The sequence below is a fragment of the Spiroplasma endosymbiont of Asaphidion curtum genome, assembly GCF_964031085.1.
Lineage (GTDB): Bacteria > Bacillota_I > Bacilli_A > Mycoplasmatales > Nriv7 > Nriv7.
In genome coordinates this window covers 740,439-752,607 of record NZ_OZ035001.1, presented here as the reverse complement: position 1 = coordinate 752,607, position 12,169 = coordinate 740,439, and the positions used below count along the sequence as shown (strand labels likewise).

Below are 12,169 nucleotides of genomic sequence, written 5' to 3'. Positions count from 1 at the left end.
ATAGGAGAATAATATGAGATTACGAAATAAACCGCAAGCAAAAATATTTTTAAAAAATAATTATCAAATTGTTATTCAAGAACCACAAACTTATCAAGGTAATTGAGCATCAAAAATTTTTAATAATAGTCAACCTTGTCATTTAGAAATTGGATGTGGTAAAGGAGACTTTATTATTGCTATGGCACATAAATATCCAATGATAAATTTTATTGCCATTGAAAAGTCGGAAGTAGTATTAATGGTAGCATTAAAAAAGTGGTGGCATTAGAAAAAATTCCTAATAACTTAAAATTTGTTCAAATTGAGGCTAGTAATATTTTAAATATATTTGCTATTAATGAAATTACTGAAATATATCTTAATTTTTCTGATCCATGACCAAAGAAAAAACATTATAAAAGAAGGTTAACGCATCCTAATTTTTTATTAGCATATAAAAATATTCTTGTTAATGCTGGCAAAATTTTAATTCGTACTGATAATGCAATATTGTTTGACTTTACTGTTAATAGTTTGAGGAGTGAATTCTTATTGAGAATTATTAGTTCAAGAGCAAGATGTTTTGTCTAGTATGTTTTTAACAGAGTATGAAAAGAAATTTATTAAACAAGCTGAATTATACTTGTAAGTGCAAGTAAATAAAATTGCAAAAAATCTCATATAAAAATTTCATGATGCTAAGTTTATTTTAGAAAAAACAAAGCAAGGAGTTTTTATATGGGTTACAAACATCTTGGCATATATGAAAGAATTTATATTGAGAATCAATTGAAGTTTAAAGTAAAAATTAGTGAAATAGCTAAAAATCTTAATCGAAGTATTAGTACTATTATTCGAGAAGTCAATAGAAATAAAGATAGTAATCATTAGACTTCTTGCATTACTTATTAAAATAATTACAAATTATTTGTAAATAAAAAATACTATATAGTAATTTCTAACTTTTATTAGGTTAATACTTATGGATTTTATTAAATGTGTAAATTTTGACACAACAAAAAATTATTTTATTATTTAAATTTAATTTTAAATGCCAAATTGTAAAGTTAAGTGCAACTAAATTATTTTTCTAACCAAATATTCGATTGGTGAAAGATAATTTAGTATTTTTCTTGGTCTTTGGTTTAAAGACAATATAAATTTATGAACTGCATTTTTAGTAGTATTTGAAAAATTAAATTTTTTAGGAAATTTTTTTCTAATTAAACCATTAGTATTTTCATTAGTACCTCTTTGTCAAGGCGAATACGCATTAGCAAAATAAATTTTCACATTTAAATTTTTTTCAAGTTGTTGTCAATTAGAAAATTCTTTACCCCTATCAAATGTTATAGTCTTAACAAGATTATTTGGAAGAATTGATAAATAATGGCTAATGTTTTCGTTAACAACTTTAGTAGTTCTATTTTCAACTAACATTGCTAAAGTAAATCTTGATGTTCTTTCAACTAAAGTTATTAAACATGATTTACTTTTACCTCGTGATGATACTACAGTATCACCTTCTCAATGACCAACAGTTATACGATTATTAACATTAATATTTCGTTCTTTAATTGATTTACCATTAAATTTACCGTGATTTTCTTGAGATTTTCGTTTCTTACCTTTTCTTCTTAAATTTTTATTAGTAACTTTTTCAAGTAATCCAGAATAAATTCAATTGTAAATTGTTTTAAAACTAATAATTCATTCTTTATGAAAATTTTTAATTCTGCCATAAATTTGTTCAGGCAATCAACCTAATAGTAATTTTTGTTGTACATATTTTACTAATTCTCTATTTTTAAACTTATGAAAATAAACATGTGATTGTTTTCTGTTTTCTGCTTTATTTTGTGCAATTAATGAAAAATAATGATTACTATCTTTATTTCTATTGACTTCTCGAATAATAGTACTAATACTTCGATTAAGATTTTTAGCTATTTCACTAATTTTTACTTTAAACTTCAATTGATTCTCAATATAAATTCTTTCATATATGCCAAGATGTTTGTAACCCATATAAAAACTCCTTGCTTTGTTTTTTCTAAAATAAACTTAGCATCATGAAATTTTTATATGAGATTTTTTGCAATTTTATTTACTTGCACTTACAAGTATAATTCAGCAAACAATTATGTTCAACAAAATCAAAACAAAGTCAATTATCACCAACTAAATCAGTTCTAACAGAATCAACTGCAGATTTAGACGCTCAAATTTTTTGTTCTAATCCGGTTTTTTTATTAATAGAATAGACTTGGTACATAACCTTTAATTTTATCTACTATTTTGATAATTATTTTTTAGATGAAATACAAATGTTAGATAAATACAAAGATAAAAATGAATTTTATAGTTTAGTCGGCATAAAATGTTATAGTTATGTACCAAGTCTAATATATAAACTCTTGACAATAATCTTTGCCAGGCTCATCCACACTAACTCACATTTTCATTTCTAAAACTCCAAAATTAATTTTTTTACTACATTAAATCAAAAAATGCAATAACTTAGTTAAATAACTCAAACTAACATTGATAATTAACGGGCGGAGCATACGCTTTCCGCACCGTTTAAACACCTTAAAAACCAACCTAAATTTTTTTAAACTATATTTTTCTTTACCTCTATTCTTAAAATGCCTTAAAACACCTTTAAAATGAATTTTTAAAATAATTAAAACTTACATCCTTTTTAGCAATCTTTTTCTCCGCAACAAAAAAACCTAACAACTCATGACCTAAAATCAAACTAGATTCTTGACCTTTCTTATTATTAACTAAAACCAACTGATACTCACCATCTTTAATTATTCCGATACAAATAGAATTCTCATATTTTCCTTTATAAACAAATCGTTTTGAAAACCAAATACCAGTAGATTCATACAATCAGGGAATTGCTGGTGCTTTAATAAGTACTGCATTTTGCGTTTCTTTCAAAAGATATTTTTCAGTATTTAAAAAAATATTTTCAATATTTCTCATATACATACCACCCTTACAATATTTAGTTATATTAACTTAGTTATATTTAACTTAGTCTTTTAACTTAGTTCAATATATTTCTCTTTAAACTCTTTCTTTAAACTAAATTAACATAACTTGTTAGTAAACTTCGTTTACTAAAAAACTTAGTTTATCAACAACAAGGCACAAAAAAATACAAGGCATAACTAAAAATAATAAATATTAATTTAACCTTATATTTCTTGTAATAAATAAATGAGTTCGTATTTATTTATTAATTAACAGCAAGTTTGTAGAAACCAAAATCTTGTCATATGTATATGGTTTCTACAACATATCAAAAGTATGTAAGGTAACACAGACATTTTAGACCAGTAAGAATGCTCCTCTTAACAATAATTTTTTAAAGGAGGTAGGTATTTTAATTAATAAAATTAAACTAACTTTATTAATGCTGAATTATACTTGTAAGTGCAAGTAAATAAAATTGCAAAAAATCTCATATAAAAATTTCATGATGCTAAGTTTATTTTAGAAAAAACAAAGCAAGGAGTTTTTATATGGGTTACAAACATCTTGGCATATATGAAAGAATTTATATTGAGAATCAATTGAAGTTTAAAGTAAAAATTAGTGAAATAGCTAAAAATCTTAATCGAAGTATTAGTACTATTATTCGAGAAGTCAATAGAAATAAAGATAGTAATCATTATTTTTTATTAATTGCACAAAATAAAGCAGAAAACAGAAAACAATCACATGTTTATTTTCATAAGTTTAAAAATAGAGAATTAGTAAAATATGTACAACAAAAATTACTATTAGGTTGATTGCCTGAACAAATTTATGGCAGAATTAAAAATTTTCATAAAGAATGAATTATTAGTTTTAAAACAATTTACAATTGAATTTATTCTGGATTACTTGAAAAAGTTACTAATAAAAATTTAAGAAGAAAAGGTAAGAAACGAAAATCTCAAGAAAATCGCGGTAAATTTAATGGTAAATCAATTAAAGAACGAAATATTAATGTTAATAATCGTATAACTGTTGGTCATTGAGAAGGTGATACTGTAGTATCATCACGAGGTAAAAGTAAATCATGTTTAATAACTTTAGTTGAAAGAACATCAAGATTTACTTTAGCAATGTTAGTTGAAAATAGAACTACTAAAGTTGTTAACGAAAACATTAGCCATTATTTATCAATTCTTCCAAATAATCTTGTTAAGACTATAACATTTGATAGGGGTAAAGAATTTTCTAATTGACAACAACTTGAAAAAAATTTAAATGTGAAAATTTATTTTGCTAATGCGTATTCGCCTTGACAAAGAGGTACTAATGAAAATACTAATGGTTTAATTAGAGAAAAATTTCCTAAAAAATTTAATTTTTCAAATACTACTAAAAATGCAGTTCATAAATTTATATTGTCTTTAAACCAAAGACCAAGAAAAATACTAAATTATCTTTCACCAATCGAATATTTGGTTAGAAAAATAATTTAGTTGCACTTAACTTTACAATTTGGCATTTAAAATTAAATTTAAATAATAAAATAATTTTTTGTTGTGTCAAAATTTACACATTTAATAAAATCCATAAGTATTAACCTAATAAAAGTTAGAAATTACTATATAGTATTTTTTATTTACAAATAATTTGTAATTATTTTAATAAGTAATGCAAGAAGTCTAATAAAATAATAATGCCTTTAATTGTCATTGTTGTTAAACCGCTAGTATGTGGTTTAGCAACTACCCGAGCAATTGCTAGAAATACAACAGGAACAGATAACATCAACATTCCATTAATAAAAATAGTTTTTAATAGTGTTATCCAAGTAATAACTTGATGCAATCAAAGATTATAATTAGGATTTTCTGTTTTTTTTTCTTTTAAGAATTCCTTTCAAATACTAGTAGCACTATCAGCAGCAGGAAAACCTAATATCGCTTGAATAGCAATTGCAAATGCAACACCAACACCAACAGCAGTAAAAATTCGAAAACTAAATCGCATTTTAGTTAAATTAACTAAAATTCCTAAACTTACAACTAAAACAACAAAAATTAAAATAATAACTAACGATTGCCAAGTTGAAATACTAGACTTGGTACATAACTATAACATTTTATGCCTACCAGACTATAAAATTCATTTTTATCTTTGTATTTATCTAATATTTCTACCTCACCTAGAAGATAATATTATCAAAATAGTAGATAAAATTGAGGGTTATGTACCAAGTCTAATGTAAAAACATAGATTTAAAATTTAAAGTTTTTTATCTTCTGGCATATAATTTACCTCCCTTCAAAGTAAAGTTATTTTTTAATAATTGATTTACTTGTCATTTCATCAGGAATACTAATTCCTAATAAATCACAAATTGTTGGAGCAATATTTGCTAAACTAATATCGGTATTTGTTTCCAATTCTAAATCAGATTTAGTAATAACTAACGGCACTAACTGTGAAGTATGTTTCTTATTAATATCACCAGTCTCATCAATCATAATTTCAGCATTACCATGGTCAGCTGTTAATACCATAATTCCCCCTAAAGACTTTAATGGTTCATATATTTCTTTTAAACATTTATCAACTACTTGTAATGCTTCAATAGTAGCTAATAAATTACCAGTATGTCCTACCATATCAGGATTAGCAAAATTAAGAACAATCAAATCATATTTTTGCATTTTAATTTTACTAATTAATTCCTTAGTAACCTCGTTGGCAGCCATTTCTGGTTTTAAATCATAAGTAGCAACTCGTGGTGAAGGAACTAATATGCGCTCTTCACCAGAAAACATAATATCTCTGCCACCATCAAAGAAATAAGTAACATGAGCATATTTTTCAGTTTCAGCAATTCGTAATTGTTCTAATCCTTGCTTACTAATTCATTCACCAAGACCATTATTTACATTTTGACTTCGAAAAGCAATTTGATTAACTTTAACATCAGCACTATATTCTGTCATTGTTACAAAAAATAAATTATTACGAACTACTTCTGAATTTCACACATATTCACGATTAGTTATTGCCGCTGCTAATTGAATAGCACGGTCAGGACGGAAATTAGTAAAAATTACACTATCATTATCTTTAATATAACCATCAGCAACTTGTTCATTATATGCCGGAATAATAAATTCATCATTACGAGAACAAGCATATTCATCATCAATATATGTTAAAGGATTAGTAAAACTAACTCCATTCTGTTGCATAATGACATCATATGCTAACTTTATTCGCTCTCATCGTTGGTCACGATCCATTGCATAATATCTTCCTGAAATACTAGATAAATATCCAACTTGTAATTCATTCATCACAGATATTAACTTTGTTAAGTACTCTTTAGTAACATCCTGTTTAGTATCACGACCATCTAAAATCGCATGCACATAAACATCTTTAAACTGCTGTTCTTTTGCCATTGTCAAAATTGCTAATAAATGATTAATATGCGAATGCACACCACCATCAGATAACAAACCAATAATATGCAATCGAGAATTATTACTTTTAGCTTGATAAATAGCAGCTAACAGTGCTGGATTTTCATAAAAAGATTTATCACTAATAGCATTATTAATTAACGATAATGATTGATATAAAATTCTCCCAGCACCAATATGTAAATGTCCCACTTCCGAGTTTCCCATTTGTCCGTCCGGTAAACCAACTCACTTTCCTGAAGCGTGAATTGCTAACGACGGATAAGTACTTTGTAAATATTTAAAATGTTCCATATTAGCTTTCATAACAGCATTAGAATCTCATTCAGGAGCAATGCCAAAGCCATCTAAAATTGCTAATAATATTGGATTTTTAGTTCTCATCATTCTCTTTCCTTCTTTTATTCTCATCAATATTATTTTAAAATATATTTAAGTATCGCTTTACCAACACCATTTTCATTATTACTATCACACATATCTGTTGATACTTTTATTAAATCTGAATGACCATTTTTCATCATTATTCCTAAACCAACTTTTTGTAACATTTCATAATCATTTAAAGAATCACCAATTCCCATACAATTTTTTAGTTTAAGATGTCATTTATTCACAAGAAACTTTAAAGCTTTAGATTTATCAAAATTTGCTGGCATAATTTCTAAATATTGATATTTTTCTAACGACGATGATGTTATTCTAATTCGTTTATTAGCTTCAATTTCAATTTTAAAATTTTCATAAATCTTATCCTCTAATTCATCTAAACTAATAGTTAATGTATAGCAAGCTGGCAATGATTGCCGATCGCTTAAAATCTTTAACTTATATTTAGGATTTATTTTTGCTTCTCGCATAATGGCAATAGATTTTTTTCTTGTATAGGAAGAATTTTTTAAACCATAACCTCAAAAATTCAAATCATATTTTTTAATAATTTCATAAATATATTTTGTATCTTCTTCATTTAAATGAGCATTTCAAATATTCTTTTTAGTTTTTAAATCATAAATAACACAACCATTAAAACAAATAATATGTTGTGCATACTCATCTAACTTTAATTGTTGAGCATACAAAATTGCTGCACTAGGTGCCCTTCCTGTTGCTAAAATAACTTTAATCCCTTTCTCTTGTGCTTGAATAATAGCAACCCTAGTATCATCTAATATTTTCCCTTTATCAGTTAATAAAGTGCCATCAATATCAATTGCAATTACTTTAATATTCATACTACTTACACTCCTCCTTAGAAATTAATTAAGAAATTAATTGCAAAAATGAATCCACTTGCAATGATGCACCACCAACTAATGCTCCATCAATATCTGGTTGTTCTAAAAGTGCTTTAATATTATCTGGTTTAACAGAACCACCATATTGAATTCTAACCTTAGTACTTACTGCGACATTATACATTTCCATTATATTTTTACGAATAAACTGACAAACTCGTTGTGCTACTTCTAGTGTTGCTGTTTTCCCAGTTCCAATAGCTCAAACCGGTTCATAAGCAATAACAATTTGTTCTAACTGTTTCTCACTAACATTTTCTAATGCTATCTTTAATTGCTGAGCAACAACTACTTCTGTTTGATTATTAATATATTCTTCTTCCGTTTCGCCACAACAAAGAATAATTTTTAAATTATTTTCTAAAACCTTTAAAACTTTTTTATTGATAATCCTATCACTTTCATTAAAAAGACTTCTTCTTTCAGAATGGCCTAATACAACATAGGAAACATTCATAGTTTTTAACAATAATGGTGAAACTTCTCCTGTAAATGCACCAGCATTTTCAAAATGACAATTTTGAGCACTAATAATTAATTTACTAGCCTCACGAATAGATGTTTCCAGCAAAGGAAAACTAACAGCAATTCCAGCATCAATATTCTGATTTATCATTTTCTGTTCAACTTGCAAAATAAAATCTTTTGTTTCATTAATATTTTTATACATTTTTCAATTACCGATAATAATTGGTTTACGCATTTAAATAATTCCTTTCTTAATTGTTTTCCTCTCTGATTATAACATATCTATTTTTGGATATGTTGTCACTAGAAAATAGCAATTTCCAATAAAAAACTTTATCTTTTATTGATAAAGTTTTTTATTTTTTATTTATTTTAATTTTTTTCTCTTTTTTAACTTTGTTTTTATTAGCCAAATTGTAAAGTTAAGTGCAACTAAATTATTTTTCTAACCAAATATTCGATTGGTGAAAGATAATTTAGTATTTTTTTTGGTCTTTGGTTTAAAGACAATATAAATTTATGAACTGCATTTTTAGTAGTATTTGAAAAATTAAATTTTTTAGGAAATTTTTCTCTAATTAAACGATTAGTATTTTCATTAGTACCTCTTTGTCAAGGCGAATACGCATTAGCAAAATAAATTTTCACATTTAAATTTTTTTCAAGTTGTTGTCAATTAGAAAATTCTTTACCCCTATCAAATGTTATAGTCTTAACAAGATTATTTGGAAGAATTGATAAATAATGGCTAATGTTTTCGTTAACAACTTTAGTAGTTCTATTTTCAACTAACATTGCTAAAGTAAATCTTGATGTTCTTTCAACTAAAGTTATTAAACATGATTTACTTTTACCTCGTGATGATACTACAGTATCACCTTCTCAATGACCAACAGTTATACGATTATTAACATTAATATTTCGTTCTTTAATTGATTTACCATTAAATTTACCGCGATTTTCTTGAGATTTTCGTTTCTTACCTTTTCTTCTTAAATTTTTATTAGTAACTTTTTCAAGTAATCCAGAATAAATTCAATTGTAAATTGTTTTAAAACTAATAATTCATTCTTTATGAAAATTTTTAATTCTGCCATAAATTTGTTCAGGCGATCAACCTAATAGTAATTTTTGTTGTACATATTTTACTAATTCTCTATTTTTAAACTTATGAAAATAAACATGTGATTGTTTTCTGTTTTCTGCTTTATTTTGTGCAATTAATGAAAAATAATGATTACTATCTTTATTTCTATTGACTTCTCGAATAATAGTACTAATACTTCGATTAAGATTTTTAGCTATTTCACTAATTTTTACTTTAAACTTCAATTGATTCTCAATATAAATTCTTTCATATATGCCAAGATGTTTGTAACCCATATAAAAACTCCTTGCTTTGTTTTTTCTAAAATAAACTTAGCATCATGAAATTTTTATATGAGATTTTTTGCAATTTTATTTACTTGCACTTACAAGTATAATTCAGCAAAAACTTTATCCTTTTTAATATTTTTTCTTGATTGTGCAAAACATCTGTGGTATATCACATACTTTTGATATGCGGTAGAAACCATATACATATGACAAGATTTTGGTTTTTACAAGCTTGCTGTTAATTAATAAATAAATACGAGCTCATTTATTTATTAGACTTGGTACATAACCCTCAATTTTATCTACTATTTTGATAATATTATTTTCTAGATGAAGTACAAATGTTAGATAAATATAAAGATGAAAGTGAATTTTATAGTTTGGTAGGCGCAAAATGTTATAGTTATGTACCAAGTCTAGTGTTTTTTCATCATAACCAGTACAAAAAGAAATAGTTCTAATTTGAGTATCTTTATTTCTTTTAAATTTTTTTCACCTTTTCTTTTTAAATCTATCTGTATTGGCGAAAGAATCATCAGTATAAATATAAACAATTTGTTTATCTTCCAATCGTATTTTTTTTACTTCATTTCTTTTATCATCGTTTTTAACTGATTTAAATATTCTAGAAATTGTCATGGGTGATAATTTTGCTTCAGGATACATGTCAATAATATCTCGATATCTTTTACCTGATTCTAATTCATTTTTTATTAATGCTGAATTATACTTGTAAGTGTAAGTAAATAAAATTGCAAAAAATCTCATATAAAAATTTCATGATGCTAAGTTTATTTTAGAAAAAACAAAGCAAGGAGTTTTTATATGGGTTACAAACATCTTGGCATATATGAAAGAATTTATATTGAGAATCAATTGAAGTTTAAAGTAAAAATTAGTGAAATAGCTAAAAATCTTAATCGAAGTATTAGTACTATTATTCGAGAAGTCAATAGAAATAAAGATAGTAATCATTATTTTTCATTAATTGCACAAAATAAAGCAGAAAACAGAAAACAATCACATGTTTATTTTCATAAGTTTAAAAATAGAGAATTAGTAAAATATGTACAACAAAAATTACTATTAGGTTGATCGCCTGAACAAATTTATGGCAGAATTAAAAATTTTCATAAAGAATGAATTATTAGTTTTAAAACAATTTACAATTGAATTTATTCTGGATTACTTGAAAAAGTTACTAATAAAAATTTAAGAAGAAAAGGTAAGAAACGAAAATCTCAAGAAAATCGCGGTAAATTTAATGGTAAATCAATTAAAGAACGAAATATTAATGTTAATAATCGTATAACTGTTGGTCATTGAGAAGGTGATACTGTAGTATCATCACGAGGTAAAAGTAAATCATGTTTAATAACTTTAGTTGAAAGAACATCAAGATTTACTTTAGCAATGTTAGTTGAAAATAGAACTACTAAAGTTGTTAACGAAAACATTAGCCATTATTTATCAATTCTTCCAAATAATCTTGTTAAGACTATAACATTTGATAGGGGTAAAGAATTTTCTAATTGACAACAACTTGAAAAAAATTTAAATGTGAAAATTTATTTTGCTAATGCGTATTCGCCTTGACAAAGAGGTACTAATGAAAATACTAATGGTTTAATTAGAGAAAAATTTCCTAAAAAATTTAATTTTTCAAATACTACTAAAAATGCAGTTCATAAATTTATATTGTCTTTAAACCAAAGACCAAGAAAAATACTAAATTATCTTTCACCAATCGAATATTTGGTTAGAAAAATAATTTAGTTGCACTTAACTTTACAATTTGGCGTTGCGATTGGTCCATTCCATTTGCTAAATTATCAGAAATAATAACAAAATCATCAGAATGATAATTACTAGTTTGTTTGATAAATGCTTCTCAATCACTGGCAATAACTAATGGTCCTATAGCATTAACTTCTGTTTCTTGCTGACTTTTAATTTTGACATTAATGCGAACCATTCCTTTAATTAATAGACTTCTTGCATTACTTATTAAAATAATTACAAATTATTTGTAAATAAAAAATACTATATAGTAATTTCTAACTTTTATTAGGTTAATACTTATGGATTTTATTAAATGTGTAAATTTTGACACAACAAAAAATTATTTTATTATTTAAATTTTTTAATTTTGTCGAAAACTCTTGATAAAATAAAAAGAATCATCAACTTGATAATTTTAAAATGCTTTTATGTAAAATTACTATTTTTACTTTAACTTTTTTATACATTAAAATATAATACCGCTGTTTGTTGGTTTGGAGTTAAACCCTTATGTTGGTATTTTCATTTTCAGAGATTTAAATAATTTTGAATATTAGTAAAACCTAAACCATGATAATGAATTAAGGCTTCTTTAAGACTAGATTGTAATTTACTGATTTTATTTAAGTTACGATAACTAGCTTCAGGATTAATTGTTGTTTTAGTTACACATAAAGTAGAATTTGTTTGTTTTGCTACTAAAAAATATAATTTTTGCATATCAGAAGTAATAATTGAATTTTTGTTAATTAATTCTTTGTTCATATTTTCAATAACTCATTAGACTTCTTGCATTACTTATTA

At 25.1% G+C, this 12,169-nt stretch carries 16 protein-coding genes; 5 read left to right on the top strand and 11 right to left on the bottom strand.

Translation table 4 applies throughout. The annotated features are described in order from the left end of the window. The first annotated feature begins 13 nt into the window (after positions 1-13). Positions 14-271, top strand: coding sequence for a hypothetical protein (locus tag AAHJ00_RS04430; protein ID WP_342223552.1), 258 nt, complete (start codon positions 14-16; stop codon positions 269-271). Further along, positions 259-573 carry a tRNA (guanine(46)-N(7))-methyltransferase TrmB gene (gene trmB / locus AAHJ00_RS07930; RefSeq protein WP_425288850.1) on the top strand — a complete coding sequence of 105 codons (315 nt, stop codon included), beginning with the start codon at positions 259-261 and terminating at the stop codon, positions 571-573. The genes AAHJ00_RS04430 and trmB overlap by 13 nt, the downstream gene beginning before the upstream one ends. Here trmB and AAHJ00_RS04425 read toward each other — a convergent pair. Then, the gene (locus AAHJ00_RS04425; RefSeq protein WP_342223551.1) at positions 532-663 is read right to left on the bottom strand and encodes a hypothetical protein; all 132 of its coding nucleotides are present in this window, start codon (positions 661-663) and stop codon (positions 532-534) included. The two genes, trmB and AAHJ00_RS04425, sit on opposite strands and share 42 nt — an antisense overlap. A 57-nt stretch (positions 664-720) precedes the next feature. Between AAHJ00_RS04425 and AAHJ00_RS04420 the strand changes: the two genes are divergently transcribed. Then, entirely contained in the window at positions 721-873 is a 153-nt protein-coding gene (locus tag AAHJ00_RS04420; RefSeq protein WP_342223550.1) for a helix-turn-helix domain-containing protein, read from the top strand. A 186-nt stretch (positions 874-1,059) separates the two neighbouring features. Here the strand turns inward: AAHJ00_RS04420 and AAHJ00_RS04415 are convergent, their stop codons facing one another. After that, positions 1,060-2,010, bottom strand: a complete 951-nt coding sequence (locus AAHJ00_RS04415; protein WP_342223549.1) for an IS30 family transposase — start codon at positions 2,008-2,010, stop codon at positions 1,060-1,062. Between the two features lie 636 nt (positions 2,011-2,646). Then, positions 2,647-2,979, bottom strand: a complete 333-nt coding sequence (locus AAHJ00_RS04410; protein WP_342223548.1) for a hypothetical protein — start codon at positions 2,977-2,979, stop codon at positions 2,647-2,649. Between the two features lie 542 nt (positions 2,980-3,521). Here AAHJ00_RS04410 and AAHJ00_RS04405 point away from each other — a divergent pair. Next, positions 3,522-4,472, top strand: coding sequence for an IS30 family transposase (locus AAHJ00_RS04405; protein WP_342223547.1), 951 nt, complete (start codon positions 3,522-3,524; stop codon positions 4,470-4,472). Positions 4,473-4,632: 160 nt separating this feature from the next. Here AAHJ00_RS04405 and AAHJ00_RS04400 read toward each other — a convergent pair whose 3' ends face one another. From AAHJ00_RS04400 to AAHJ00_RS04375, 6 genes are all read right to left on the bottom strand, one after another. Next, positions 4,633-4,986: a cation:dicarboxylate symporter family transporter gene (locus AAHJ00_RS04400; protein WP_342223546.1), complete on the bottom strand. Its 354-nt coding sequence runs from the start codon at positions 4,984-4,986 to the stop codon at positions 4,633-4,635. A 305-nt stretch (positions 4,987-5,291) separates the two neighbouring features. Beyond that, a complete protein-coding gene (gpmI, locus tag AAHJ00_RS04395; RefSeq protein ID WP_342223545.1) occupies positions 5,292-6,827 on the bottom strand; it encodes a 2,3-bisphosphoglycerate-independent phosphoglycerate mutase in 1,536 nt (511 codons plus the stop codon). Positions 6,828-6,856: 29 nt separating this feature from the next. Further along, entirely contained in the window at positions 6,857-7,675 is an 819-nt protein-coding gene (locus tag AAHJ00_RS04390) for a Cof-type HAD-IIB family hydrolase (RefSeq protein ID WP_342223544.1), read from the bottom strand. 28 nt (positions 7,676-7,703) lie between these two features. Then, entirely contained in the window at positions 7,704-8,441 is a 738-nt protein-coding gene (gene tpiA, locus AAHJ00_RS04385; RefSeq protein ID WP_342223543.1) for a triose-phosphate isomerase, read from the bottom strand. 197 nt (positions 8,442-8,638) lie between these two features. Beyond that, on the bottom strand, positions 8,639-9,589 hold the full coding sequence (locus tag AAHJ00_RS04380) for an IS30 family transposase (RefSeq protein WP_342223542.1): 951 nt from the start codon (positions 9,587-9,589) through the stop codon (positions 8,639-8,641). A 123-nt stretch (positions 9,590-9,712) separates the two neighbouring features. After that, positions 9,713-10,351 (bottom strand): hypothetical protein, encoded by a 639-nt coding sequence (locus AAHJ00_RS04375; RefSeq protein WP_342223541.1) that lies wholly within the window; start codon positions 10,349-10,351, stop codon positions 9,713-9,715. A 57-nt stretch (positions 10,352-10,408) separates the two neighbouring features. Here AAHJ00_RS04375 and AAHJ00_RS04370 point away from each other — a divergent pair, with 57 nt between their 5' ends. Continuing rightward, on the top strand, positions 10,409-11,359 hold the full coding sequence (locus AAHJ00_RS04370) for an IS30 family transposase (protein ID WP_342223478.1): 951 nt from the start codon (positions 10,409-10,411) through the stop codon (positions 11,357-11,359). Here the strand turns inward: AAHJ00_RS04370 and AAHJ00_RS04365 are convergent. After that, entirely contained in the window at positions 11,343-11,558 is a 216-nt protein-coding gene (locus AAHJ00_RS04365; RefSeq protein WP_342223540.1) for a hypothetical protein, read from the bottom strand. The genes AAHJ00_RS04370 and AAHJ00_RS04365 overlap by 17 nt on opposite strands. Before the next feature lie 266 nt (positions 11,559-11,824). Beyond that, entirely contained in the window at positions 11,825-12,130 is a 306-nt protein-coding gene (locus tag AAHJ00_RS04360; RefSeq protein ID WP_342223539.1) for a hypothetical protein, read from the bottom strand. Positions 12,131-12,169: the final 39 nt, after the last annotated feature.